The 26374-nt window shown below is 52.2% G+C and carries 28 protein-coding genes; 13 read left to right on the forward strand and 15 right to left on the reverse strand.

Annotation, left to right across the window (positions count from 1 at the left end; all coding sequences use genetic code 11):
- Nucleotides 1-66 precede the first annotated feature (66 nt).
- The 6 genes from DEU53_RS11035 to DEU53_RS11060 all read right to left on the reverse strand — a co-directional run bounded on the left by DEU53_RS11035 (nt 67) and on the right by DEU53_RS11060 (nt 4883).
- Nucleotides 67-1338 carry an alanine racemase gene (locus DEU53_RS11035; protein ID WP_110867079.1) on the reverse strand — a complete coding sequence of 424 codons (1272 nt, stop codon included), beginning with the start codon at nt 1336-1338 and terminating at the stop codon, nt 67-69.
- 11 nt (nt 1339-1349) lie between these two features.
- Nucleotides 1350-2087 (reverse strand): amino acid ABC transporter ATP-binding protein, encoded by a 738-nt coding sequence (locus tag DEU53_RS11040; protein WP_008109157.1) that lies wholly within the window; start codon nt 2085-2087, stop codon nt 1350-1352.
- Nucleotides 2084-2728, reverse strand: coding sequence for an amino acid ABC transporter permease (locus DEU53_RS11045; protein ID WP_110867080.1), 645 nt, complete (start codon nt 2726-2728; stop codon nt 2084-2086). The genes DEU53_RS11040 and DEU53_RS11045 overlap by 4 nt, the downstream gene beginning before the upstream one ends.
- Nucleotides 2725-3462 carry an amino acid ABC transporter permease gene (locus tag DEU53_RS11050; protein ID WP_101761202.1) on the reverse strand — a complete coding sequence of 246 codons (738 nt, stop codon included), beginning with the start codon at nt 3460-3462 and terminating at the stop codon, nt 2725-2727. The genes DEU53_RS11045 and DEU53_RS11050 overlap by 4 nt, the downstream gene beginning before the upstream one ends.
- 49 nt (nt 3463-3511) lie before the next feature.
- Nucleotides 3512-4348 (reverse strand): transporter substrate-binding domain-containing protein, encoded by an 837-nt coding sequence (locus DEU53_RS11055; RefSeq protein WP_008109152.1) that lies wholly within the window; start codon nt 4346-4348, stop codon nt 3512-3514.
- A 142-nt stretch (nt 4349-4490) separates the two neighbouring features.
- Entirely contained in the window at nt 4491-4883 is a 393-nt protein-coding gene (locus tag DEU53_RS11060; RefSeq protein WP_110867081.1) for a RidA family protein, read from the reverse strand.
- Between the two features lie 391 nt (nt 4884-5274).
- Between DEU53_RS11060 and DEU53_RS11065 the strand changes: the two genes are divergently transcribed.
- From DEU53_RS11065 to zigA, 3 genes are all read left to right on the forward strand, one after another.
- Nucleotides 5275-6027, forward strand: coding sequence for an IclR family transcriptional regulator (locus tag DEU53_RS11065; RefSeq protein WP_110867082.1), 753 nt, complete (start codon nt 5275-5277; stop codon nt 6025-6027).
- A gap of 116 nt (nt 6028-6143) precedes the next feature.
- Nucleotides 6144-7250 (forward strand): ABC transporter substrate-binding protein, encoded by a 1107-nt coding sequence (locus DEU53_RS11070; protein ID WP_110867083.1) that lies wholly within the window; start codon nt 6144-6146, stop codon nt 7248-7250.
- A 165-nt stretch (nt 7251-7415) separates the two neighbouring features.
- Complete coding sequence (gene zigA, locus DEU53_RS11075; RefSeq protein WP_110867084.1) at nt 7416-8636, forward strand: zinc metallochaperone GTPase ZigA; 1221 nt, start codon at nt 7416-7418, stop codon at nt 8634-8636.
- Nucleotides 8637-8664: 28 nt separating this feature from the next.
- Here the strand turns inward: zigA and DEU53_RS11080 are convergent, their stop codons facing one another.
- Nucleotides 8665-9339 (reverse strand): O-methyltransferase, encoded by a 675-nt coding sequence (locus tag DEU53_RS11080; RefSeq protein ID WP_110867240.1) that lies wholly within the window; start codon nt 9337-9339, stop codon nt 8665-8667.
- A 90-nt stretch (nt 9340-9429) separates the two neighbouring features.
- Here DEU53_RS11080 and DEU53_RS11085 point away from each other — a divergent pair, with 90 nt between their 5' ends.
- The 4 genes from DEU53_RS11085 (at nt 9430) to DEU53_RS11100 (ending at nt 11687) form a co-directional block, all read left to right on the forward strand.
- Nucleotides 9430-10068: a TetR family transcriptional regulator gene (locus tag DEU53_RS11085; RefSeq protein ID WP_199559704.1), complete on the forward strand. Its 639-nt coding sequence runs from the start codon at nt 9430-9432 to the stop codon at nt 10066-10068.
- A gap of 121 nt (nt 10069-10189) precedes the next feature.
- The gene (locus DEU53_RS11090; RefSeq protein ID WP_101761208.1) at nt 10190-11011 is read left to right on the forward strand and encodes a Cof-type HAD-IIB family hydrolase; all 822 of its coding nucleotides are present in this window, start codon (nt 10190-10192) and stop codon (nt 11009-11011) included.
- Between the two features lie 104 nt (nt 11012-11115).
- Nucleotides 11116-11388 carry a type II toxin-antitoxin system Phd/YefM family antitoxin gene (locus tag DEU53_RS11095; RefSeq protein ID WP_110867086.1) on the forward strand — a complete coding sequence of 91 codons (273 nt, stop codon included), beginning with the start codon at nt 11116-11118 and terminating at the stop codon, nt 11386-11388.
- Nucleotides 11389-11396: 8 nt separating this feature from the next.
- Nucleotides 11397-11687 carry a type II toxin-antitoxin system RelE/ParE family toxin gene (locus DEU53_RS11100; protein ID WP_110867087.1) on the forward strand — a complete coding sequence of 97 codons (291 nt, stop codon included), beginning with the start codon at nt 11397-11399 and terminating at the stop codon, nt 11685-11687.
- A gap of 37 nt (nt 11688-11724) precedes the next feature.
- On the opposite strand, the gene DEU53_RS11105 is transcribed toward DEU53_RS11100, so the two are convergent.
- Nucleotides 11725-12615 carry an SDR family oxidoreductase gene (locus DEU53_RS11105; RefSeq protein ID WP_110867088.1) on the reverse strand — a complete coding sequence of 297 codons (891 nt, stop codon included), beginning with the start codon at nt 12613-12615 and terminating at the stop codon, nt 11725-11727.
- A 103-nt stretch (nt 12616-12718) separates the two neighbouring features.
- On the opposite strand from DEU53_RS11105, the gene DEU53_RS11110 reads away from it, so the two are divergent.
- The gene (locus DEU53_RS11110) at nt 12719-13543 is read left to right on the forward strand and encodes a helix-turn-helix transcriptional regulator (protein WP_110867089.1); all 825 of its coding nucleotides are present in this window, start codon (nt 12719-12721) and stop codon (nt 13541-13543) included.
- Here the strand turns inward: DEU53_RS11110 and DEU53_RS11115 are convergent.
- Nucleotides 13485-13916, reverse strand: a complete 432-nt coding sequence (locus DEU53_RS11115; RefSeq protein ID WP_110867090.1) for a helix-turn-helix domain-containing protein — start codon at nt 13914-13916, stop codon at nt 13485-13487. The genes DEU53_RS11110 and DEU53_RS11115 overlap by 59 nt on opposite strands.
- 111 nt (nt 13917-14027) lie before the next feature.
- Here DEU53_RS11115 and DEU53_RS11120 point away from each other — a divergent pair, with 111 nt between their 5' ends.
- The 3 genes from DEU53_RS11120 (at nt 14028) to DEU53_RS11130 (ending at nt 18591) form a co-directional block, all read left to right on the forward strand.
- Nucleotides 14028-15077: an NAD(P)-dependent alcohol dehydrogenase gene (locus tag DEU53_RS11120; protein ID WP_110867091.1), complete on the forward strand. Its 1050-nt coding sequence runs from the start codon at nt 14028-14030 to the stop codon at nt 15075-15077.
- A gap of 429 nt (nt 15078-15506) precedes the next feature.
- Nucleotides 15507-17342 carry a methyl-accepting chemotaxis protein gene (locus DEU53_RS11125; RefSeq protein WP_110867092.1) on the forward strand — a complete coding sequence of 612 codons (1836 nt, stop codon included), beginning with the start codon at nt 15507-15509 and terminating at the stop codon, nt 17340-17342.
- Nucleotides 17343-17514: 172 nt separating this feature from the next.
- Nucleotides 17515-18591 (forward strand): diguanylate cyclase, encoded by a 1077-nt coding sequence (locus DEU53_RS11130; protein ID WP_101761219.1) that lies wholly within the window; start codon nt 17515-17517, stop codon nt 18589-18591.
- Between the two features lies 1 nt (nt 18592).
- Here DEU53_RS11130 and DEU53_RS11135 read toward each other — a convergent pair whose 3' ends face one another.
- Nucleotides 18593-19054 carry an OsmC family protein gene (locus DEU53_RS11135; protein WP_110867093.1) on the reverse strand — a complete coding sequence of 154 codons (462 nt, stop codon included), beginning with the start codon at nt 19052-19054 and terminating at the stop codon, nt 18593-18595.
- Nucleotides 19055-19231: 177 nt separating this feature from the next.
- Between DEU53_RS11135 and DEU53_RS11140 the strand changes: the two genes are divergently transcribed.
- Complete coding sequence (locus tag DEU53_RS11140) at nt 19232-19780, forward strand: GNAT family N-acetyltransferase (protein WP_110867094.1); 549 nt, start codon at nt 19232-19234, stop codon at nt 19778-19780.
- Here the strand turns inward: DEU53_RS11140 and DEU53_RS11145 are convergent.
- From DEU53_RS11145 to DEU53_RS11155, 3 genes are all read right to left on the reverse strand, one after another.
- Complete coding sequence (locus DEU53_RS11145) at nt 19761-20840, reverse strand: mechanosensitive ion channel family protein (protein WP_110867095.1); 1080 nt, start codon at nt 20838-20840, stop codon at nt 19761-19763. The two genes, DEU53_RS11140 and DEU53_RS11145, sit on opposite strands and share 20 nt — an antisense overlap.
- Before the next feature lie 251 nt (nt 20841-21091).
- Complete coding sequence (locus DEU53_RS11150) at nt 21092-21961, reverse strand: ATP-grasp fold amidoligase family protein (RefSeq protein WP_101761223.1); 870 nt, start codon at nt 21959-21961, stop codon at nt 21092-21094.
- 5 nt (nt 21962-21966) lie between these two features.
- Nucleotides 21967-23202, reverse strand: a complete 1236-nt coding sequence (locus tag DEU53_RS11155) for an oligosaccharide flippase family protein (protein ID WP_110867096.1) — start codon at nt 23200-23202, stop codon at nt 21967-21969.
- Nucleotides 23203-23826: 624 nt separating this feature from the next.
- Here DEU53_RS11155 and DEU53_RS11165 point away from each other — a divergent pair.
- Nucleotides 23827-24015, forward strand: a complete 189-nt coding sequence (locus DEU53_RS11165; RefSeq protein WP_110867097.1) for a YjfB family protein — start codon at nt 23827-23829, stop codon at nt 24013-24015.
- Between the two features lie 110 nt (nt 24016-24125).
- Here DEU53_RS11165 and DEU53_RS11170 read toward each other — a convergent pair whose 3' ends face one another.
- Together DEU53_RS11170 and DEU53_RS11175 are read right to left on the reverse strand one after the other, a co-directional pair.
- Entirely contained in the window at nt 24126-24734 is a 609-nt protein-coding gene (locus DEU53_RS11170) for an SIS domain-containing protein (RefSeq protein WP_110867098.1), read from the reverse strand.
- Complete coding sequence (locus DEU53_RS11175; protein ID WP_101761226.1) at nt 24731-26371, reverse strand: FGGY-family carbohydrate kinase; 1641 nt, start codon at nt 26369-26371, stop codon at nt 24731-24733. The genes DEU53_RS11170 and DEU53_RS11175 overlap by 4 nt, the downstream gene beginning before the upstream one ends.
- Nucleotides 26372-26374: the final 3 nt, after the last annotated feature.

Genomic DNA, 26374 nt, shown 5'->3' on the forward strand with positions numbered 1-26374 from the left:
CATTCAGTAGCGGCGCGATTTATCGCGCAATAAATTGCCCCGCTACGAACACCGACTAATTACCCATCAAAATGCTGTTTCCAGTGAATCTGTGACGCAATAATCATCATCCACCAGCGGCAGATAGCGCCATTTATCAAAGGCGGTACAAGGATGCGAAATACCGCAGCCGACCCAATCGCCTACCTGCAGCGGCTCATCCTCCGGCAATAACAGATAAGCATGCTGATCGTTCACATCACTGATACGCAAATGCGTCGCCGCGCGTGGGGCGCTGCCATCGGCGTTGCGGATCCACAGCGGATTTGGCAGATCCTGATCGAACGGGACATCGCGGCGGCCAAAATCGACGAATGCCAGGCCCGGCTCCGGACGCGACAACACGCGGCCCCAAATCTCCAGCGCGGCAGCAAAATGATGCGTTGCGCCCGGCTGAGCAAAGGGCGCGATGCGTGCATAGAGTCCGCTGTCGTGCGCCATATAGGCGCCGGACCGGATCAGCGGCGTCATCGGCAGCGGCAGTTTCGCCGCGGTGAAGCACGCTGTCACCACATCAAACCAGGCGCCGCCACCGGCGCTAAGGATGATGTGATCGCTGGCAAACAGCTGCTTTTCCGCCAGCAATTCAGCGGTAGCGATCATCATCTGGCAGTAATCTTTCACACGCTGAATGCCGCTTTCATCGCGGCCTGCACCGAGCGCGCCTTCATAACCGGCGACGCCCACCAGCTTGAGCACCGGGCAGGCGGCGATCGCTTCGGCAATCGCCAGCGCATCTTGCTGAGAACGACAACCGGTGCGGCCGCCGCTGACAGACATCTCCAGCAGTACCGAAATCTGGCTGTCGCCGAGGTTCTGCGCCAACAGCTTCACGCCTTGCAGCGAATCGACGTAGCACAGGAAGCCATGATCGGGGTGCTGCTGCTGCCACTGCGCAATCCAGCGAATACCCGCCGGATCGACCAGCTCGTTGGCAAGAAACACATTGCGGATACCGAACTGACGCAGCGCGCGCACCTGCGCGGGCGTGGCGGCACCCAAACCCCACGCGCCGCCTTCGCTAATCGCGCGGCGCAAAACGGCAGGCGACATCGAGGTTTTACCGTGCGCGGCCAGCATCACGCCGTTTTCGCGGCAGAAGTCTGCTAGCTGGCGCAGATTGTTCTTCAGCGCCGACTGTTTCATGATCATCAGCGGCGAAAACACCTGATCGCTGCTCAGCACCGCCGTGCCGAGAGCCAGCGGCGACTCGCCTGCTCCGGCAACCGATTTAAAACGTGGCGCGGTTTGCTGCGCATCCAGTAATCCATCCGCCTGCAGCGGAAAGCGAATCGACATAGATCCTCCTGTTAGTGCTCAAGTACGCGCGATAAAAACTGCTGCGTGCGCGGGTTCTGTGGATTGACGAAAATCTGCTCGGGCGAACCTTGCTCGGCAATCACGCCCTGATCCATAAACACCACGCGGTCAGCGGTTTTGCGCGCGAAGCCCATTTCGTGTGTCACCACCACCATCGTCATGCCTTCACGCGCCAGGCTGCGCATCACTTCCATGACTTCGCCTACCAGTTCTGGGTCCAGCGCCGAGGTAGCTTCATCGAAGAACATGATTTTCGGTTCTACCGCCAGCGCACGGGCAATCGCCACGCGCTGCTGCTGACCACCGGAAAGCTGCGCCGGATAGTGATGCGCGCGCTCGGCCAGTCCGACGCGCGTCAGCGCCGCCATGCCGCGTTTATTGGCTTCGGCTTCCGACAGCTTTTGCGCTTTGATCAGCGCCAGCGTGACGTTGCCGAGCGCGGTTTTGTGCGGGAACAGGTTGAACTGCTGGAACACCATGCCAACGTGACCGCAGATTTCGCTGGCGCGCTTGCGTTGGTGCAGCGGAACGTCGTTGACCCACACTTCACCGCCGTCGGCCACTTCCAGCCCGCTCATGATGCGCAGCACGGTACTTTTGCCAGAGCCGGATGCGCCAATCAGCACCAGCACTTCGCCCGGTGAAACATCCAGGCTGATCTCTTTCAGCACCTGGGTTGCGCCAAACGATTTGGTTATCCGGCTTAAGGTAATCGCGGATTTGCTCATGAGATTTGGCTCCTGGTTTGATGATGTTGAACCCAACGGGAAAGCGGGAAGCAGACGGCGAAGTAGAGCAGGGCGACCAGACCGTAAACCACCACCGGCTGACCGAGGCGATCGACAATCGCCTGGCCCTGATGCATCAGTTCGGACATGCCGATCATGCTGACGATCGAGGTGTCTTTGATCAGGGAAAGATACTGACCCGCCAGCGGCGGCAGCACGATGCCGCGCGTTTGCGGCAGGATCACGTTCATAAAGGTCTGACGCTTAGACAGGCCCAAAATCCATGACACTTCCCACTGGCCTTTCGGCACCGCTTCGATGCCGGCGCGGAACACTTCCGCGATATACGCGCCCTGATAGATGCTCAGGCCAAGAATACCGGCGGCAAACAGGTTGATGTCATAGCCAAAATAGGCGACGCCGAAGTAGATGAACATCAGCGTGATCAGTACCGGCGTGCCGCGAAACAGCTCGGTGTAGATCACCGCAATCTGCTTCAGAACGGGTAAGCGGCTGGTGCGCAACACCGCCGCCAGCAAGCCCAGCAGCGTGCTGCCAATGATCGCGGCCACCGACAGCAGCAGCGTGATACCGAGCCCTTTTAGCAGAATCGGTAACGAACTAATGATTAACTCGTTCATAGCGCGTTCTCCCGTTTTACTGGATTAGTCAGCCATTTTCTTGCCCACCACCAGGCGGACTTTTTTACCGGGGTCACCAGCGGCGGGTGGAACATGCGCCGTCCTGCCATCGTTCCCAGCCAGGAGAACAGGTTGCTCAGCACCAGATAGACCAGGGCAACGACGCTAAATGTCTGGATATAAAGAAGCGTGCGCGCATTAATCACTGTGGCGGTGCCGGTCAGTTCGGGCAGCGCAATCGCAGACAGCAAAGAGGTGCCGAGCAGCAGCTGAATCAGGTTGTTGATAATGGCGGGCCACACCGCGCGCGCCGCCTGCGGCAGCACCACGGTGAGAAACACCTGACGACGGGGAATGCCCAGCACCCATGCGGCTTCAAGCTGGCCTTTCGGCACCGATTGAATGCCTGCGCGGAAGGTTTCGGACAGATAGGCACCGACGTTAATCCCCAGCGCCAGCACGCCAGCGGTAAAGGCGCTCATGGTGATGCCGAGTGATGGCAGACCAAAGAAGATGATGAAGATCTGCAGCAGCACCGGCGTGTTGCGGATGAACTCAACGTAGCAGTGACTGATCCAGCGCAGCGGGGCCAGCGGCGACGCTTTCGCCAGCGCCGAGAGCAAACCGAGCGCCACCGCCAGCGCAAACGCCAGCAATGTCACTTGCAAGGTGAGCCACGCGGCGGCAAGAAAAGTGTCGGCGTAGCGCCACAGGGTTAGCCATTGATAACTCATGGTTCTGCTCCTTCGGGCGGCGCAGCAGCAGTTGCCGCGCCGCGTGGGATCAATATTGCGGATTCAGCGGATAACGCGGTTTGTTGCCGAACCATTTCTGATACAGCTGGGCGTTTTCACCGGAGGCGTTAATTTCAAACAGGAATTCGTTGAGGTAGTTGGTCCAGACCTGATCGCCCTGCTTCACGCCAAAGGCGTTGTATTCCAGCGGCACCAGCGCTTCATTGGTCACGGTTAACGTTGGGTCTAGCTTGGCCTGATAGGCGAGGAAGTTGTTATCCTCGATCATCGCATCAGCCTGGCCCTGTTTCACCGCGAGGATGGCAGCCTGCGATGAGTCGTACTCCTGAATCTTCACGTCAATGCCCAGGTTGCGCACTTCGTCACCGTTGGTCGAGCCTTTTACCGTGGCGATGGTTTTGCCGCCCATATCGTGTGCGGACTGGATGCCGCTGTTCTTGCGCACCAGCATCGCTTCACTTGCCACCACATACGGGTTGGTGAAGCCGATCTCTTTGGCGCGTTCCAGATTGCGGGTGAAGTTGCAGAACACCACATCCACTTTATTGGTTTGCAGATTAGGAATGCGGTTGGCGCTGGTGGTGTTGACCATTTCCAGTTTCACGCCCATCTCTTTGGCCAGCGCTTTGGCGAGATCAACATCGTAGCCGTCCGGGTTACCGTCTTTATCGTAAAAACCGAACGGGGCGAAACTCAGGCAGTCACCGACGCGCAGCGTGCCACGTTGCAATACGGTTTGCAGCGCTGATTGCGGCGCCGCGCCCGCTTCTTTTTTCTCTTCGGTTGGCGTACAGCCCGCCAGCGTCAGTAATACCAGCGCGCCGGCTAGCGCGTTGAGGCTCACTTTTAGCGATGTTGTCTTCATTGTTATGCTCTCTTTAGAAATTTTGACGAGACGGTGTAATACCGTTATTTCACAGCAAAATAGAAAGGCATCAATTAATAACAGGCTGTCCTGGTGTGGGCGGAGAAAGTAAACATTCGCCAGCCTGTTTTAACCGTAATATTTATTTACGATCGGTGCGGAAGCATTTCATATCGACTTCGACTTTGCAGTCGACGACTAAATCCTGCACGCTACAAATACGCGCCGGGGGATTTCCGCTAAATATCTCACTGAATACTTTATTAAATGAACTGAAATAACGCGCATCAGTTAATACCGCCGTGACATGCACCACATCCTCGACGCGATAACCGGCTTCGCGCATGATGGTGAGACAGTTTTCGAACGCCAGCTGCGTCTGTTCGATGATGCCACCTTCCACCACTTCGCCGTCGCGCATCGGCGTTTGGCCGGAGATGTAGAGCCAGCCATCGGCTTCCACCGCGCGGGCAAACGGCAATTTCTGCCCGCCGGTACCGGTTCCGCCTTCTACGCCATAACGTTTAATCGTCATCCCTTTCTGCTCCTGTTGCAGCGAATATCTGCTTACTGTGTTGTCTGATATACCAGACTGCTATCTGCAATACTGGATAGGGCAAGATTTGCACAGGAAATTTTCTTTTGCAATATGTGCACAGCGATTTAATTTTTTGTGATGTCGTCGGGATCGCAAAATAAAATTAACTTTTGTCTGTGTTTATATTGGAGTGTGATCGTTATCGTAGTTTTATAAACGTTGAGTGAGCGTATTGCGCCATAATGAGGCACCAAAATTGATCGTGCTAATTAATGGCAGGTAATTAATATTTATTTAATCCGGGATGGGTAAAAGCCGATGCGCGGTGTATCATGCCCTTCTTTCATTGCCTTTATCTGTTGTACCCAAGCCACCAAGGAGTGAGTTTATGCCGGACGAAAAACCCTCGCGGGCGCGCGGCGTTGACCGGGTTATTGATATCTTTCGGCAGTTGCACAGCGCACGTCAGCCGATGTCGATGCGCGCGTTGATCGACGCCACCGGCGCACCCCGTTCCAGCATCTATGAATTAGTCAGCCTGCTAAGTGAAGCCGGTTTGGTGGAGCTGGATGCCGAAGGCGCAGTGTTCTTTGGCCGTGAGATGCACTATTACGGTGCGGATTATATGGCGCATAACGATCTGATCCGTCGGGCGCATCAACTCATGGTGGGGATTGTGGCGCGCCACGGTGAAACCGTGCAGCTCTGCATGCTGGAGGGCAACAAATACACCGTGGTGCTTTCTGAGAGCAATGCGCATCCGTTTAAAATCACTTCGGATATCGGCGTGCGTGTGCCGATTACCTGGACCGCGACCGGGCGTTTGCTGCTGAGTAACTGGTCGGACAGCGCGATTCTGGATCTGATCCCGGAGGAGGATTATCGCCTCGCCAGCGGCCAGATCCTCGATAAGCAGGCGTTTCTTGATGAAATTCATCACGCTGGAAAACTCGGTTACTGTATGACCGAAGGATTATCGGAAAGCTTCACCTGCTGCATGGCGGCGCCGATCCGTTCGCGCAGCGGTCAGGCGGTGGCGGCAATCTGTTTTATGGTCAGCCGCGATACGCCGCAGGAGCGTCGCCAGATGCTGCTGCAGGAACTGATCACTTCCGGACAAAAACTCTCTGATTTCACCTAACAGCACCCGCATAAAACTCTGTTACAACTGATTGAAGTGGCGTTTATTCTCGCCACTTAAGGTTGTGTTAAGGTAATTGATAATAATAACTATTCTTTTTACCACGGAGTTTTGGCATGAAAACGCGCCTGCTTTTGGCAATGGGATTACTGGCTTCAACGGCGGCGGCTGCCTCCACGTATCCGCTGACCGTCACCGATATGGACGGCAACACGCAAACCATCAACAAAGAGCCGCAGCACATCATATTGCAGGATGGGCGCGACATTCTGACGCTGGCGCTGCTGGATCGTGACGATCCGTTTAAGCGCGTGGTGGCGTGGAATAATCTGCCGAAAAAGCAGGACACGCAAACCTGGGATGTACTGAAAGGGCGCTGGCCGGAAGCGACGAAAATCGTCGATATGGGTTTTAACGATCAGGGCCAGGTCAATCTCGAAAGCGTGCTGGCGCAGAAACCTGATTTGATGATTGCGCAACTGCGCGCCAAACCGGCGTTACAGCAATCGGGCGTGCTCGGCACCTTGCAAAATCTGCATATCCCGGTGGTGTTCCTGGATTATGAACTGCATCCCGCGCAGAACACCGCGCCGAGCGTGACGCTGCTTGGTAAAGTGCTGAACCGCGAAAGCCAGGCCAAGGCTTATACCGATTTCTATCAGCAGAAATTCGCGCGCATCACCCAAGGCGTGGCGCAAGTAAAAGATAAGCCAACGGTGTTTATCGAGCCGATAGCCGGGAATAGCGACAACTGTTGCTTTACGCACAGCCACAATGGCTGGGGCGGATTGGTGGAAGCGGTGGGCGGCAAAAATATCGGCTCTGAACTGCTGCCGGGCAATGCCGGATTTGTGGCGCTGGAAAAAATCATCGCCATGAAACCGGATGTCTACATCATGACCGGATCGAAACGTCCAAACGCCAATGTGTTGCCGTTTGGTTATGGCGTGCAGCCGGAAGAAGTGAAAGCCACCTTCCAGACGCTGCTGAAGCGCACCGGCCTGGCGCAGATCGAGCCGGTGAAACAGGGCCGCGTATATGGCGTGTACCACCACTTCTATAATCATCCGTACAACATCATCGGCATGGAAATTCTGGCGAAAGATCTCTATCCGCAGCAGTTTGCCGATCTCAAACCGAACGCGGATTTTCGCACCATCGTTAAAAACTTCACTACGTTGCCGGATAACGCCATCGATTTGAGTTATCCCGACAACCAGTAATCGCAGGTTTTCCCCGTTCGTCGTAAGGTCGCCATTCATGGCGACCAATCCCATCGCTCAACATTCCTCAATGACAACGTTAATTGTTATGTTATAACATAACTAAAAACACCATTGCGCGTATGCCTATACGTCTTGTGAACCTTGTCATTTAGAGGAGTTGCTATGTCAGCATTAACCCAAAATCAGAATGGTTTCAAAAAACTTCCCGTCACCGTGCTTTCCGGCTTTCTTGGCGCAGGTAAAACCACGCTGCTCAATCATATTCTCAATAACCGCGCAGGCCGTCGTGTGGCGGTGATCGTCAATGATATGTCGGAAGTGAATATCGATGCCGCGCTGGTGCGCGAGGGCGGGGCAGAGCTGTCGCGCACCGACGAAAAGCTGGTGGAAATGAGTAACGGCTGCATCTGCTGCACATTGCGTGAAGATTTGCTGCTGGAGGTTAATCGTCTGGCGAAAGATGGCCGCTTCGATAATTTGGTGATCGAATCGACCGGCATTTCTGAACCGTTGCCGGTGGCGGAGACCTTCACCTTCGCCGATGAAGAGGGGCAGAGTCTGTCTGAAGTTGCCTCGCTCGACACCATGGTGACGGTGGTCGATGGCTTTAACTTCCTGCGTGACTATGAATCGAATGAGAGCATTCAGTCGCGCGGAGAATCATTGGGCGCTGAGGATGAGCGCACGGTGGTGGATTTATTGGTCGATCAAATCGAGTTCTGCGATGTACTGATCCTTAATAAAACCGACCTGATTAACGAGACGGAAAAAGCGCGGCTGATGGCGATCCTGACGTCGCTCAATCCGCGCGCCAACATTATCACCTCTGAATTCGGCAAAGTGGGATTGGATCAGGTGCTCAACACCGGTTTGTTTGATTTTGACGCCGCCGCGCAGGCGCCGGGCTGGCTGCAGGAGTTGCGTGGAGAACACACGCCCGAGACCGAAGAGTACGGCATTCGTAACTTCGTGTTCCGCGCGCGTCGTCCGTTCCATCCGATGCGCTTTGCTCACTTGATTGAAAATGAGATGCACGGCGTGGTGCGTTCCAAAGGCTACTTCTGGCTTGCCAGCCGTCCGCGTCATGCCGGTTCGTGGTCGCAGGCAGGCGGCGTATCGCGTCAGGGTTTAGCCGGCATGTGGTGGGCCAGCGTGCCAAAAGATCGCTGGCCGGAAGATGCGGAAAACCTTGGCTACATCTTAGAAAACTGGGTTGACGGCAGCGGCGACGCGCGACAGGAACTGGTGTTTATCGGCATAGAAATGGATGAAAACGCGCTGCGTAGCAAACTGGAACAGGCGCTGTTAACCGATGAGGAAATGGCGCTCGGACCCGATAACTGGGTGGAATTCCCCGACCCGTTCCAGCCATGGTTCAACTGATTAGTCAGGTCGCCATTCCTGGCGACCTTCATAATGACTCATTCCCAACCCACATTGACACCTCAACCCCATCGTTAAACGGAAGCGACATAAAACCACGATTGCTGTGCACCAGCTCCAGATACTCCGGGCTGAAGTCGGCATCGTCGGCAACAATCAGCGCGCCGGGACGCAAAAAAGGCTGCACCAACGTCACGATCTCCGGGTAAATCGCTTTTGCGCCGTCCAGCACCAGCATATCGATGGAGGCGGGGAGATCGCGGCTCAATGTCTGCAACGCATCGCCCACGCGCATCTCAATCAAATCGCTGACGCCGGCATCGGCGAAATGGTTACGGGCTAACGCGACTTTACCCGGTTCAAACTCGCAGGTGATGATGTTACCGCCGCCGTTATCGCGCAGCGCCGCCGCCAGATGCAGCGTGGAAATGCCGAATGAGGTGCCAAATTCAACGATGGTTTTGGCATTGCTGCTGCGCGCCAGCATATACAGCAACTTGCCGGTTTCACGCGATACCGCTAACGGCACCTCTTTTAGATGTCCATAAAGTTCCAGGTAATCGGTTTTGCTGTGTAGCAGGCGATGTTGCTCGGCGTCAGTCATGGTTCTGAAGGCATTATTGGTTGGATGCGCCATATTATCGGCCAGCTCAAACAGGTAATTCAGCAGCGGCGCCAGTGGCGCAGAGGTTAAGGTATTCATGTTGTTCTCCGTGCAGACAAATGGATTTTGCTGTGCCAACAGAATACGATGAATCATTCGCATTTCACTATTCGTGTTCAGGAGATGATAGTGACTGAACCACGTAACAATAAGATTTCAGAGAGAAAAAAGCCCAGGCAGGCACGTTCCAGCGAGCTGGTTTCCGCCATTTTGCAGGCGGCTACTCAGGTTTTGGCGCTGGAAGGCGCCGCGCGTTTCACCACGGCGCGGGTGGCGGAACGCGCGGGCGTCAGTATTGGATCGCTGTATCAATATTTTCCCAATAAGGCAGCTATTCTTTTCAGGTTGCAAAGCGAAGAGTGGCAGCGTACCGGCGATTTGTTAGGTGCGATTCTGCGCAATACCGCCAACACGCCTCGTCAACGACTGCACGATCTCACACTGGCGTTTTTGCATTCGGAATGTGAAGAGGCGGCGATGCGCACCGCGCTGAATGACGCCGCACCTTTGTATCGTGATGCGCCGGAAGTGCAGGAAGCGCGCGCGGCGGGTGAAAACGTCATCAGTGATTTTCTGCGTGAAGTATTACCGCATTCAGGGGATGACGAACGGGCGCGCACCGCAGATTTATTGAACAGTACGCTGGGCAATGTTGGAAAACATTTTTCCGAATCGCCGCGCACGCCAGCTGAGATTCAGGCTTACGCGCAAGAGATGGCGGCGATGTTTTGTGCCTGGATCAGGGAAAAAGGCGCCGATTTACAGTAAAAGATGGACTGGAAATCTCTGAAAGCGGTTAACAAACTCATTATTCACATTCTCAATAATCCACACCGCGAGTAAGCTTAACAAAACTTTATTGAGCCGAATGAGCAAACGGGAGAGCAAAATGGCAGTGAAGATGATTGCGGTGGATATGGATGGCACTTTTCTCGATGACAACAAACAATACAACGCGCAGCGCTTTGCGCGTCAGTATGCGTTGCTGAAAGAGAAGGGCATTCGTTTCGTGGTCGCCAGCGGCAATCAGTATTATCAGTTGCTGCGCTACTTTCCTGATATCAAAGACGAGATCGCTTTTGTTGCGGAAAACGGCGCCTGGGTTTCTGACAGTAATGAAGAGATCTTCTGCGGCGAACTGGCGCAGGAGCGCGTGCATCAAATTCTCGACATCCTCGCCAAAGAGCCGGACATCAGCACCGTGGTCTGTGGCCGCAACGGCGCGTACGTGCACACCTCAATGTCCGACGAAGTGATTGCCATGTTGGCGAATCACTATCATCGTCTGGAAAAGCGCGACAATCTCTACGATATCGACGACACCATCTTTAAGTTCTCGCTGAATCTGGCGCACGAAGGCGTTGATGCCTTGATGGAACGTCTGCACGCTGAGTTGGGCGCGATTGAAAACATCATGCATCCGGTTTCCAGCGGTTTTGGGTTTGTGGATTTGATCATTCCCGGCTGCCACAAAGCGCATGGCATCGCGCTGCTGCAGGAAAAATGGGGCATTGATGATTGTGAAGTGGTGGCGATAGGCGACAGCGCCAATGACATCGAAATGCTGCGTCAGGCGTGCTACAGCTTCTCAATGGCGAACGCCGCCGCGCCGGTCAGCGCTGTGTCGCGTTACAGAACCGAAAGCAACAATGACGAAGGCGCGCTTAACGTGATCGCCCGCATTTTGGCGCGCGAAGTGCCGTTTGGCTGATGTTTTGGAGGTGTCGACAATGGTCAAAGTTGTGATTGTAATAGAGCATCGCGAGAACTAATATAGGTACGAATCGGTACGATTTGACCAAAATAGGTGGGATTATGTATAGCTTTACAGCCAGCGAAGCCAAAATCCAGTTTGGCGAAGTTCTCAACAAAGCGACACGCGAGCCTGTCGGCATTACCAAAAATGGCAATCCAAAATTTGTCATTATGTCAGTGGACGATTACAACGCGCTGGAAGCACATAAGCTGGAGAATCTTCGCAATATGCTTACCGAGTCTATTGCTGCTTCCGAGCAAGGCGATGTTTACACTTTGGAAGATGTTTTTAGTCCACTGGCTGCTGAAGAAATCAAATCTGCCGGGGAGTAAACCCAGGGATGACCGTCATTTTTACCGGACCAGCAAGAAAGCAGGTCAGAGACATCAATGCACATTCGCATAAAACGTATGGGCCAATGACAGCGCAAATCTATGTTCAGGGTATGCAGAACACCTTGAGTCATTTAGATAAAAATCCGGGCACAGGCCGTAAACGTGACGAACTTGGCCCGAATATTTTGAGTTTCCCTAGCGGCTCCCACATGATTTTCTATCGTCTGGTGCCCGGTGGAATTGAAGTGCTCGCTGTTATTCATCAGCGTGATGATGTGGGTAAATATTTCTCTTAGCGTTTTAAGTCAATGATCTTGAGAACTCATCACGGGTTCACTCACTGAAATATCCCGCCTCGCGCATATCCTGCAATAACCCCGGCCCGCTCGGCTGCCAGTTAAACGTCTGACGCGTCCACGCGCTGGATGACGGATTGTCAGTTGACGCGAAAAATGCCATCCAGCCTAACCACGCTTTTGCTTCTTCCAGCGTCAGGCTTTTCACCGGCAGTGATAATCCGGTGCTGATGGTTTCGGCAATCTGCCGGAATGGCACCCCTTCTTCCTGTACTGCATGCAGAATCGCGCCCGGCTCAGCTTTTTCAGCCGCGAGGCAAAACAGTTCAGCGGCATCATCGCGATGCACCGCGGGCCAGCGATTCTCACCCTCGCCGACATACACCGCTGCGCCTTTTTCCTTCGCCATATTGATGATCATCGGAATAAATCCGTGATCGCCTGCGCCATGTACGGTTGGCGGTAAACGCACCAGCGCCACGCGCACACCGCTGTCGGCCAGCGCCAGCGCGGCGACGTTGGAGTTGGAACGTGGATGCGTGCCCGCTGCTGGTCGAATCTGTTCGGTGGCGAGACGTCCCGGCGACACCAGCGCGGTGCCGGTGGTGACAATCAGCGGGCGATCTGAACCTGCCAATACGTCACCCATCGCCAGAATCGCGCGTTGGTCGACCTCGGCGGCATGATCCATGCGGCTGAAATCATGAATATATCCTGCGTGGATCACGCCATCGCTCTGTTCGACCGCCTTACGCAGGCCGTCGAGATCTTGCAGATCGCCGCGAATCACCTGCACACCTTGCTGCTGCAGTTTTTCTGCGGAAGCCTCGCTGCGCGCCAGACCTTGCACCTGATAACCGCGTGCCTGCAGTTTTTTCACAATGGCGGAACCGATAAAGCCGCTCGCCCCGGTCACAAAAATTCGCATATTGGTGCTCCACTTTTTCAAAGTTGAAGCACTATCATAAAAGTCTGCAACGCGACGAAAAGTCGTGAGCTTATACAGGTATACGCACTAACAGGATAAAGGCATGACTTCCCAAGATGACAACCAGCTCGGCAACTATCTGCGTGAACGTCGCCAGCGGCTGGATGCGGCGAAACTTGGTTACACCCTACTTCGCCGCCGCACGCCGGGCCTGCGCCGGGAAGAAGTGGCGGTGCGCGCGTGTGTCAGTACTACCTGGTATACGTGGCTGGAGCAGGGCAGAGGCGGCGCGCCATCGGAAGAAGTATTGGAACGCTTAGCCCGCGCATTAGAGCTGAGCGCCGCCGAGCGCGATCATCTGTTTTTGCTGGCGCAAAATCGTCTGCCTGGCGTGACATGGCAGGCGGGCGTGGATGTTTCGCCATCGCTGCAGCGCGTGCTCGACAGCATGGAGAACACGCCAGCGCTGGTCAAAACCGCAGAGTGGCAAGTGGTGGCGTGGAACCGTGCGGCAACCAAAGTGTTTGTCGATTACGCTGAACTGCCGCCAGCCCAGCGCAATATCCTGCTGATGATGTTTCGCAACGAGGAGATGAAAAAGCGTCTGCCGGACTGGCATAAAGTGACACGCGGCATGGTGGCCAACTTCCGCGCAGATGTGGCGCGCACCGGCGCCAGCGAGCATGTGCGCGCGCTGGTGGAGGAGCTGTGCGAGATGAGCGACACCTTCCGCCAGCTGTGGCAATCACAGGAAGTGAGTCAGCATGGCGAAGGTATTAAACAGCTGTGGCTGCCGGACGAAGGCGTGCTTGAGATGGAATACAGCACCTTTGCGGTTGAAGGTAAACCGGGTTTAAGCCTGGTGGTGTTTAATCCGCGTCAGCAGCACGATCGGGAATGTGTGGCGCGGCTGATGGCACGTCCGTAGCGGCGCGAAAGTGGGCTTCCATCTCATCCAGCGCCGCCTGATTCTCCAGCCCCCATTGATACATCTGCTCGATCGGTGCCGCGAACGTCATGCCGAGCGGTGTTAGGCGATAATCGACTTTCGGCGGCACCACATCATAAACGTGACGCGCAATCAGCCCGCGCTGCTCCAGCTCTTTCAACGTCTGAAACAGCATCTTCTTCGAAATTCCTTGCAGACTGCGCTGGAGCTCGCCGGTGCGCGCGCGATGGTTAGGCCAATGATAGAGCGCATGCAGAACCATGCTGCTCCATTTCACCGAAAACAGATCCATTAACCGTCGCGGCGGCGAATCCGCATAAAAAAACAGTTTACCGTCTACCATCGCGGGCATAGTTCTCGTCTCCTGAATGGTTACCAAAAGGTAACTACTATCAATTTTGCACCATGTTAACTATAGTCTGCCGCCTTCAGCTAGCCAAAGCCAACTCATTTCGGAGGCCCTTTGAAAATCAATGCATTAGTCGCGCACGACGCGGCCCAACCGCTCTCTTCAGGCCAGATTGCATTGCGACCGCTGCAACAGCAGGATGTCAAAATTGAAATTCTGTATTGCGGTGTGTGCCATTCGGATCTGCACATGGCCCGTAACGAATGGGCGGTCAGCCGCTATCCGCTGGTGCCGGGACATGAAATTGTCGGACGCGTTGTTGAAACCGGCGCGGACGTAACGAATTTCAAAGCCGGTGATGTAGTTGGCGTCGGCGTAATGGTCGATTCCTGCCGCGAATGCCATTTCTGTCAGCAGCAAGAAGAGCAATATTGTGAAGCCGGCTTTGTGGCGACCTATAACGGCATCGACAAATACACCGGCGACAGCACGTGGGGCGGCTATGCGCAGAATGTGGTGGTCGATCAGCACTTTGTGGTGTCCGTACCGCAAACCTTGCCACTGGCTGGCGTTGCACCGCTGCTGTGTGCGGGCGTTACCGTGTGGTCGCCGCTGCGTCACTTTAACGTAAAAGCCGGCGATAAAGTCGGCGTAGTCGGTTTGGGCGGATTAGGGCATATGGCAGTTAAGCTGGCGAGCGCAATGGGCGCGGAAGTCACGCTTTTCACCACTTCACCCGGCAAAGGTGAAGATGCGCTGCGCTTGGGTGCGACGCGCGTGGTGGTTTCACGTGACGCCGGGCAGATGGCCGCCGCGCAAACTTCACTGGATTTCATCGTAGACTGCGTCTCGGCTCCGCACGATCTCGATCCTTACCTTGCCACGCTGAAAACCAACGGTCGCCTGGTGCTGGTGGGTATCCCGGAGCAACCGCACCAGTCTCCAAATGTGACGCCGATGGTAAATCGTCGTTTGAGCATTAGCGGCTCATCAATTGGCAGCATTCAGGAAACTCAGGAGATGCTGGATTTCTGCGGCAAGCACAATATTACTGCCGATATTGAAGTGATTGCCGGTCAAGAGATCGAAACAGCCTTCGCGCGCATGTTGAAGGGCGATGTGAAATATCGTTTCGTTATCGATATGCAAGCGACACGCTGGTAAAACCATTAACGCCTGCGCTTTTCCGCAGGCGAGTTCATCCTGAAATCGCCATCTTCGCAGAGACACAAACTGCTGATAGCATTGAATTTTAAAGCAAGCCAGACCAATATTTTCGACAAACGTAGATTTTAGCTCATATAGTTACAACATACTTTAATGTGAAATGCTAACCAATAGAGCAAACTTTTGCTGACGAGCTGGTTTGGGTTAGTCAGGAAAAAAAGTAAAGTCGTGGGTGATGGGGTTACCACTCCGTTTAGGTTTCAGCCAGTTAGCGCAACAAGTTTGCCCCTAAATTTGCGCACTGCTCTCAATAGCGCGTCACATCCTGCAATCACTTTTTGCACCATCCCGAATAAACATTTCCCGCAACGCTCCGATAACTCCCTTACAAACCATACAAAAATAATTAACGCAGGAGCAGGGAAGATGGGGCTGGTATCCCGATTACGTAACGTGCGCATCATGCGTAAGCTGTCGGCAGGATTCGGCATCGTGCTGTTGTTAGTGGCGCTGGCAACCGGATTAAGCGTGCAGCGCTTTAACGCCATTCATGACATCTATCAGAAAACCAACCTGATTTATGACATCAACATTGAAGTGTTCCAGGCCAAAATTAACCGCCTCAAATATCTGTATGGCGATGACAAATCCGGCCAGGTGATGGCAAATTACGTCACGCATGCGCAGCAACTCACCAGCGATGCGAAGCAGCTTTCATGGTCGGAAGGTGCCAGAGCGCGGGTGGATGAACTGGGAACGCACCTCGGCAGTTTCCAGAACAGCATTGGCGCGATGACGCAAGCCACGCAGCAACTCAATAGCCTGCGCTCGCAAATTGACGCTTTAAGCCAGCAAGACATGACTACGCGCTACACCCAACTGATTCGCACTCCTGTTACTAATCCTGAACTTACCAATCAAATTTACCAGCAGCTGTTCGCTATCAGCAATGTGCGCGAAGAAGCCTGGGCGTTGCGTTTTAACGTCAGCGATGCGCTGCGTAAAACGCTGGAGAATCATTTCCAGCAGGCGGATCAAGGCATGAAAGCGCTGCTGGCGCAGTTGCCGCCGGAACAGCAGGGCGAATTCACCGTACTGTGGCAGGACACTGAGAAATTCAAAAGCCTGAGTCTGCAAGCGGCGGATGCCTATGGCCAGCTGCGTGCGGCGGAAGACACCGTCAAAGTGGCGGGCGATAAGAGCAGTGCAGCGATCAAACAGATTATTACCATCGTCAAAGCGCGTAACGATGAACTGGCCAACGGCTCGGCGGCAATTTCGCTGCTGATTGGTGGTCTGGCGATTTTGTTCGGCGTGCTGGTGGCGTGGTACATCATTCGTCAGATCACGCGTCCGGTATTCCATAACCTCGAACTGGCGGAGCGCATTGCCAATGGCGATCTCAGCTCGCAGTTTGCCACCGATCGGCATGATGAACTCGGCAAGCTGACTTCGGCGATGGGACGCATGAACGAACGGCTGCGCAGCATGATCGGCGATGTGCTGAGCAGCGTTAGCAGTGTATCGCAGGCGGCCAGCGCCATTAATCAAGGCAACCTCGATTTGTCTTCACGCACCGAACAACAAGCGGCGGCGGTGGTGGAGACCGCTGCCAGCATGGAGCAACTCACCGCCACGGTGAAAAACAACGCCGCCAATGCGCGACAGGCGAGTCAGATTGCGGCGGAAGCTTCGTACAACGCCAACAAAGGCGGCATCGCGGTGCGTGAAGTGGTGAACACCATGGGCGAAATCTCTGACAGCTCGAAGAAGATTGCCGATATCACCGCCGTGATTAACAGCATCGCGTTCCAGACCAACATCCTCGCGTTGAACGCGGCGGTAGAAGCCGCGCGTGCCGGCGAGCAGGGACGCGGTTTTGCCGTGGTCGCCAGCGAAGTGCGCAATCTGGCACAGCGCAGCGCCGGGGCGGCGAAAGACATCGAACAGTTGATCAATGAATCGGTCGGACGCATCAGCAATGGCCATCAGCAGGTGGCGCGCGCCGGTGAAACCATGGATCAGATTCTCGGCAGCATTGCGCGTGTGAATCAAATTATGGAAGAGATTTCCGCCGCGTCGGATGAACAGAGCCGCGGCATCGAGCAAATTGCCCGCGCGGTCGGCGAGCTGGATACCACCACGCAGCAGAACGCCACGCTGGTGAGCGCCTCTTCGCACTCGGCGAACTCCCTGGAAGAGCAGGCGCTGATGCTGGAGCGATTGGTGTCGCAGTTCCGCCTGCAAGGTGCTGCACGTTAGAAAAACAGCGTGGAAGTAGCTCCAGATTTACTTCCACGGTCTTTCTTTGGGTCAGCTTGCAATACTTTTTTTCGGCCGCAGAAATGCAAGGTAAATATTCTTAAAATAAAGCGACCTGCCGCCGATATTTCCCGTTAAACTGCAATTCTTGTCGTCCTGATACTTTCCCTGCATGAACTACTACTCACCTGACGATAGCCATTTGAAGCGGCGCTCCCAACGCTTCGTCCGCCGCATGTTTATCATGCGTCAACTCGGCACGATGTTATGTTTTTTCCCGATTCTCTCGGTACTGATGGAGCGGGATCGTGGCCTGGCGTTTAGCGCCCTGTTATTTGTGAATGCGTTTCTCTGGCCGTGGCTGGCTTATCAGCGCGCGCTGCGGGCCGAAGATTCCACCGCCACCGAGCGGCACAACTTAACCCTTGATGCCGCCTTTGGTGGCATTTGGGTAGCGCTGATGGCGCTGAGTCCGCTGCCTTCCTTTGTCATCATGGCGGTGTTGGCCTCGGACCGCTATGCAGCGGGCGGTGCTGCCCAGTTGATTGCAGCGATGCAGGCATTTCTCTGCGCCTTTGTGCTGGTATGGCTGGTAGATGGCGCAGGCGTTGATTTGGCGTTCAGCACGCGAACCGTCTGGCTGAGCCTGCCGCTGGCAACCTGCTACATGCTGGTACTCAGCGTCACCTCGTACAATCTCACCTGGCAACTGCGCAAACGCAACCGCGAGCTGGAGCGCATTGCGCTGATGGATCCCGGTCTGGGGATTCCCAATCGTCGCTTGTTTGAACGTCGGCTGGAGAGCGAATTTCTCAGCACGCGTCGTGGCGACAGCGCTGGCTATTTACTGCTTATAGACCTCGATTATTTCAAATCGGTAAACGATACCTGGGGACACGAGGCGGGGGATTTCCTGCTGGCGGAAATTTCCTCGCTGCTGCGAAATCATGTGGGATTGCAGGATATTCCAGCGCGTTTTGGCGGCGATGAGCTGGGCGTGATTGTGCATCATGCCAGCGACGAATCGGTGGTGGCGCTGGCCCAACGATTGCAGGAAAAGATCGCGCAGGTGCGTTTACCGGCATCGGCGGAGTTTCGTTGTTCGGTGAGTATAGGTATTGCATCGGCAGCGCATGCAGAATCCATACGTCACTGGTTGCGGCATGCCGATGAAGCGCTGTATGAGGTGAAACGCGCCGGACGCAACGGCGTACGCTTGTGGCAACCGTCGCTGGCCGGCGCGGCCTGAATTACACGAACTCGGGTTCGCAGTTCACTGGGTAGTTAAGCGAGTTAGCAATAAAGCAGGCTTCGTGGGCCTGATGATGCAGTTCACGCGCGCGGTCCGCATCCGCCGGATCGCGCAGCGCAATGCGCGATTTCAACGTGATGTTGGTAAACCGACCGCGCGTGCCCTCAATCATTGTCCCTTCTGCTGCATCTTCATAAGCTTCCACTACAATTCCGGCGTCAGAACATAAATGCAGATACCACAATTTGTGGCATGCCGAGGCCGAAGCCAGCAATAACTCTTCCGGATTCCAGCGCGTCGCATCCCCGCGAAACGCTGGATCGGCGCTTAGCGCTATCGTCTCTTTGCCAGCGGCAATCAGCTCCGCGTTACGATCGTAAGCAGTATAAGATGCGGTGCCGTTGCCACGGTTGCCGGTCCAGCGCACCGTGACCTGATAATGGTGTTCTTTTGCTGCCATTACTGATGCTCCTTTTAAAATGAACATGACATCAGCAGACTATCAGGAATTGCTGCTACAACGCCTGCGATCGGTGATATCGATTTTCATGAAAGGAAAGGGGCTGTGTAATTTGTTTATAGCGAAGGCTGTTAGGTAAACTTAAGGAATCGGATAACGTTTAAGGGAAAATTTACCATGTTAGAGACAAACCGCCTGATCCTCCGACAATGGCAGCAAACAGACTTACAACCCTTTGCCGAACTCAATGCCGATCCCGAAGTGATGAAGTATTTCCCGAAAACGCTGAGTCGTCAGGAAAGCGACAACGTCGTTGCAAGATTTAAGGCGATGATTGGTGCAAACCAGGGTTGGGGTTTTTGGGCCGTTGAGATGAAAGCCACCGGCGAATTTGTCGGCAGCGTGGGTTTAGCACAGCAGCCAGATCGCTTCGATTTTTCTCCCTGCACGGAAATTGGCTGGCGTATTAATAAAAAGTTCTGGGGGCAGGGAATCGCCAAAGAAGCCGCCCAGGCATCGTTGGCTTACGCGTTTAATGTTTTGCATCTTCCCGAGGTCGTTTCGTTCACCAGTACTCATAACACGCCATCTGAGAAGCTGATGCAGCGATTGGGGATGCAGAAACAAACTATCTTTCTCCATCCCGCGTTACCTGCCGATCACGCACTAGCTGAGCATGTGCTGTATAAGATTTTCCACAACAACTTTATTGACTCGCCTCTCTAAACCCGGCATCAGTCAATGTCGCCCGCACATGAGGAAGACTCTGCGGATAATTTTGCTGAATAAACTCAATCATCTTTTCCCGCACGTAACAGCGTAAATCAAAGGCGGTGGGGGAATTCTGCGCCGTCATCAATAATCTGATGGTCATGGTTTTGTCAGTGGTATCCGTAACCTGAAGCACCTGAGTTTGTTGATCCCAGAGTTTAGTTTCACTGAGGACTTTTTCAAAATGCTTACGCAGAGGATCTAATGGCATCGAATAATCGAGGTAAAGAAAAACAGAGCCTAATATTTGGGCGTTATTGCGCGTCCAGTTCTGAAAGGCATTTTCGGTAAAGTAGGTGATGGGCAAAACTAAACGACGCAGATCCCAAATACGCACCACAACATAAGTCAGGTTGATCTCTTCAATCCAGCCCCATTCATTTTCCACCACCACAGCATCATCAATTTTTATCGGTTGGGTAAAGGCGATCTGAATCCCGGCGAAGAGGTTAACCAGCGATTTCTGCAGAGCAAAGCCAATGATTATACCGGCAACGCCGGCACCGGCGAGAATGGTCGTGCCGAATTTTCGCACGCCAGGGAAACTGAGCAAAATTAGCGAAAGACACAGTGTCACCAGTACGACAATCGCGACTTTTTTCACATACATTATCTGCGTGCGAATTTTTCGCGCACGAAGGTTATTCGAAAGATTGATGTCATAGCGAATAAATAGCATATCCTGCGCCACATTAATCAATCGAATAAGTACCGAACAAAAGGATAAAATAATGAATATATTAACGGTGGTGGTAATAAAGCTCAGAGATCCTGGCTGGATATTAACATAATTAAGTCCAGCACTAATTAACAGTAAAGGGATAAACAGAAACAGCGACCCGCGCAGATGCTTTTCCAGTGACTTGAACAGTTTTCTGTCACGTTTTTGCCAGTAGCGAATAAATCTAAGGAGAATAAATCGCGCCAGAAATCCTATTGCGAGTGAGAGAGTGACAAGCATAACAGCAGGCACCCATGTTGGAGCACCAGATAACTCATCAAATAATAATGGCATTACTTTCCCTTTTATTAAGCCAACAACCGTGGTTGTCAGATAAGTCAAAAAATTCAGTAACCATTCTGATATCGGTTATCTGCAGATTATTTATTCATACTTATCAGTATAGACGCTGTAGCAGGCAGGGGATGGGTGGTGTATGCATCGGTCGCCACAAATGGCGACCCTTAGGCAGTTTGGCGAGGTTTTTGTAGGGTGCGCATTGATGCGCACCTGTTACGAAAGGAGGTAAATCAATCACTTTGAAACTACAACTTTAGCTGGCTGCCTAAAATAGCATCGGCTTCCTGCAGTGTCACATCGAGTCCCGCAGAGGGCGTAAATGTCAATTCGCCAAAAATAACCTTACCGTTGAGAAGGTAGAAGTCAGCACGAACAAATTTAAAATCAGCGGCCAGTTTAACCGCATACTCTTTCATGTTATTGAAACCTTCCGGCATTTTTGGATAACTGTTGGTATTGATTAATTCAACAGTATCTTCAAAGGGAAGCGGATGCCAGTTCATATCAAAATAGTAGAATTTAGGTGTACCTTTCTCTCGCTCCATGCACACCATTACCGCATAAGGTTTTCCATTGAAACAGTAGAATTTATAATCCTCTGGGAATCCACCACGTTCATTCTCAATGTATTTTTCGCATAAGATTTTACGGTCAATTTTCTTATACTGCGGCTCAATGAAATGGGAGGAGAAATCCTGCTTCAACCACTTACTGAGTTGCTTGTTGGTTTTTTCAATGTCCAGTGATGCCTTGCTATCACAGATTATGTTGTAACCTGCGCCATGGTTACACTTAAGTGCGAATTTATTGGGTAATGCGCGGTAGTCAATATCCATTGGGTCATCATACACGCCGTAGAGTTCATTCAGGATTTCACCACACCCTTTCGCTATCACATACTCCCGAACCTTATACTTATCCGCGCACAAGGTATAAATATCACCATTTAACTCATTGAATTTGAGCCACTGAATTTTTTCATTGAAATTGATTGGATTGGTTAAGTTCAGCTTTTTCTTGAACTTAATATAGTAATGTGTTTTAGCGCAAAATTCTGGGTACATATATGCGCTGATTTTTAACGCTGATTTGACTGTGTGTTTTATCATTTTCATTAAAATTATCTCAGTTTGAAAATGTTAAGATGCATTTTGATGATTGTTTTATTTCTGAAGAAGTAATTGAGTAAAGTGCAAGACATAATCTCAACGATCAAAAAACAGTATGCGGCCCCATTAATGCCGAAGGAATTAATCATTAGCCATGAAAGCGGTATGGTTAAGACACAACATAAAAACATCTTTTTAGCCAGGTAACTGTATCCGGACTCTTTGATCATATAGCGATAACAAATTGTACCTAATGCAGAGAACATAGTGCCGATGATAATGATGGGAATGATACTCACGGAATCCATATACTTATCGCCATACAGTAAATGTATGAAGTATTCACCAAAAATGTAGAATCCAGCTAATGCTATAAGCGAACACAAGATGACAATTCGGTTGATTTTAATGAGTAGCATTTCAACGGTGATTTGATCTTTTTCACTGTATATCTTTGAGAAGAAGCTTGTTATTAATGCCAATACGATAAATGACCAGGCACCTCCTATGGTTAACGCGACGCTATACACGCCCAGATTTGAGTAAGAAAGGATTTTTGCCAAAAAAATGCTCGATATCTGCGTATAGATGTCAGCCGATAGACTTGATAAAATCAGCGCACCGCCGGTGAATAACATATGACGGTTATACATTCCGGCGCCTTTACGATTCTCATTTACTTTTGTGGTGTAGTTAAAATAGATAAGACGCAGGAAATAAGGAATGAGCGGGATGATAATAATAGGAATGGTGAAGTAGTACACGGGCATTTTGAAGTATGAAATAGAGAATCGAATCAACAAGGCAACAGATAAGCCGATCACATTGGTGATAGTGTTTATTTTTGATTTTAATTGCGTGTTGTTGTAGATGGAAAAGAAGTCCATCACAATGTAGTAAGTGGCAATACAGTTGGCCACACCAAATAGAAACACAATGATGTCAGTGAAGAAGTAGAGGTAGATCAACACCGCGCTTGATGACAGGAGAAAGAAAAATCGCCGTTGATTTTGTGTGTGTATCGCTAATGCGATCCCAGACTTACTCTTTTCACTCATGCGTTTAAAGATGATGTTCTGACCGCCAAACCACGATAGCGTTTGCACAAATATAAACAGAGAAGTTGAAATGTTTATTTTGCCATAGTCTTCAGGGCCAACGTATTTTGCCATCAGCGCATTAATATATAGTAGCCCGATGATATTGACTGACTTTTCTAACATGATCCATATTGAGTTAGAGTACATTGCATGTCTCTCATCTACAGAGCTGTGTTGATAGCGTTAAGGACTGTTTATAAGCCATCCGCAAAAAATGAAGCTTTCTTCTATATGCATTAATGTTGTGTATTATTGCGAAATATTCATATAAAAAATACCCAATATTACTGTTTATTCTGCAGGCTAAATTAATTGGTTGACAGTGTGGCTGCTGATATCCAATTAGTGAAGGTTTTTTTTATTAATCAGATTAATGACGTGCGTTTTCAAATATTGAGTCCATTATTTAATCGTGTTCGACTCTATATATTGTGATGATGATCATGATTTTCTTTAACGGGGCTAATTACCGAGAGCACACAGTGTAGCGGCGCAATTCATTGCGCGATTATGCCCTATTTCATCAGGCTGATTTCTGACCACGTCAGTACCGCTGTGGCTTACAGCCTGCCGCTGCTGTGCTTTGTCGTGGTGCTGGCCTATGCATTGAGGCAGCGCAGACATTCATAATGCGGTGAGTGGTTTGAGGGGCGATTCTGCGAAATCGCCTTACGAGTGAACGTTAAAGTAATGCGTGCAAATGCCGATAAAAGTTTCAGGCTTTTAAAAGCTGTTTTTGTACTCAATATTCGTATTAATCAGGAGAGCAAGATGGATGTATCACAAATTACATCACTGGCTACCGGCCTTGATAACATGGAACTGGCTAATAAAATAAGCACGTTAGTACTGAAGAAAACGTTAGATAATCAGCAATCGATGGCAAGCGGCATTCTGGATTCGATTCCTCAGTTGCCTGCAAACCCTGCAATTGGGCGCAACATTAATACCACTGCCTGAAGTCAGCATTAACGGTTTTATGGAGTGATGTCGATCGGGTATCACTCCTCAAATGATTAAGTAGTGTTGGCATGTTATTAGCGGAAGAAATTACAGGATGAAGGTGTCGATCACATATCCTGTTCGCGCAGTATTTTGCCGACATTTCCGCCCGGATGGACGTTGAGCAGCCGCTGCTGATCGAAGCCGTTACGCAGCATGATGTTACAGCACAGCGCATCGAACACCGCCAGCACCAGCATGATAGAAGTGGTAGCCAGCATATTAAGCGGGTCGATCTCCCGCTGGATATGCGTTTTCACCACCAGCGTAGCGGCGTCGGCAATCGCTGAGTCCAGGTTTTCCGTCACGCTGATGATAGCAACGCCTTTGGTTTTAAGCGTCGGCAGCAGGCGCGTCAGTTCTTCAGAATTACCGCCTCGTGAAATCAGGATCATCAGGTCGTTGTTGCGCATAAATCCCAGGTCACCGTGGGCTGCATCGGTAGCGTTGAGGTACACTGCCGGTTGTTCGACGCACGCCAGCATATGGGCGATTTTCCGCGCGGCAATGCCCGAGGTGCCAACACCGGTCACAACAATTTTACCGTGACATCCGGTAACCAGCATCAGGAGCTGATGCCAGGTTTCGGCATCAAGATTACGCTGTAACGCCAGTAATTCCTCGCTATAGGTCTGCCAGGCCTGACATGCCTGAGTAAATTCTTCTTCCGCATTCATTCGGTTTTCCCCTGCATCAGGTCACGATATTTCATGCTGTCGTGATACATCTCGTGGAATACGCGGTATTTACGATCGTAATACTCTTTAATTTTGTTGGTCTGAGGTGTGATGGTTTTACCAATACGGCTCATTGCAGCCATGGCTTCCGGCAGCGAATCATAGACACCCGCTGCAACGGTGCCCATCATGGCGCTGCCGAGCAACATCGCTTCACTCTCTTCCGGCAACAGCATTGCGCAGCCTGTCGCGTTGGAATGCTCCTGCACAAAAATCGGGTTTTTAGTGCCGCCACCACTCGCCATCATGGTATCAATGCAATAACCACTCTGGTTCATGGTTTCAATAATATGACGAGTGCCGAGCGCCAGCGCCTGAATGGTGGCGAGATAATGCAGCGCCATGTCTTCCGGCGTGCGAGACAATTTCAGGCCAGTCAACGTGCCCGTCAGTGTTGGATTGGCACGCGGTGAGCGGTTGCCGTGGAAATAGGGCAACATATGAATGTCTTTGGTCAGGAACGCGATATTTTCTGGCTCACCCGCCATCTTGCGCAAAATACCATTCAGAATTTCATAAATCGTTTTGCCGCTGTCTTTGCCCTGTTTGAGCAAATCCTGATAACACGGGTGTGACTGAATGACATGATCAATTAACGCGCCGGTAGTCGATTGTCCGCCTTCATTCAGCCAGTAATCCGGCAGAATCGCCGAATAATATGGCCCCCAGATCCCACCGATATAGCGCGCGCTACGCGACATCGCCATATGAGCGGTGGACGTCCCGCCAATCAGCGCGATGCGATTATCGAAATCTGCTGATTCGCCGGATACGCCGCTGGCACCCAGAATGCCGAGGCTACCCGCGTGGGCATCAATAATGGAGACGCTGACCGCCGTACCGGCAATCAACCCCATTTCTGCAGCGGCGCGCTGAGTTAATCCATGCCCCAGCGGCTCACCCATGGTTTTTACTTCACTGCCGATTTTTGACGCGTTGTTTTCCAGCAAATCTTCCAGACCGATCTGGCGGAAATAGCTCGAGTCCCAGCGGTCTTCGTGACCGATATACGTCCATTTGCAGACGGTGGAGCACAACGAACGCGTGGTGTCCTGCGTGGCGCGCCAGGTAAGAAAATCAGGCAGGTCGAACAGATGCCCGACGTTGCTCCAGGTCGTCGGCATGTGTTGCTTCAGCCACAGCAGTTTTGGCGTCTGCATTTCTGGTGAGATGATTCCGCCGACAAATTCCAGCACGCGGTGGCCGGTGGCATTGATGCGTTCTGCCTGCGTGATAGCACGGTGATCCATCCATACAATAATGTTCTGCTCGCTTCGCCCGGAAGGGCTGACGGTCAGCGGTTTACCTTCTTTATCCAGCACCACCAGCGAACAAGTGGCGTCAAAACCGATGCCTTTCACCTGAATAGGATTGATATCTGCCTGATTAACCGCGTCTTTTACGGCGTTACAGACAGACTGCCAAATCTCATCGGAAGACTGTTCGACGAAATCGGCTTTCGGGCGGTACAACGTGATCTCACGGCTGGCCTGGCCGACCATGCGGCCGGTCATATCGAAGACGCCTGCGCGGGCGCTGCCGGTTCCTACGTCTATTCCAATAAAATATGTCGCCATGTT

Source organism: Pantoea sp. AG1095 (assembly GCF_003208415.1).
Lineage (GTDB): Bacteria > Pseudomonadota > Gammaproteobacteria > Enterobacterales > Enterobacteriaceae > Pantoea > Pantoea leporis.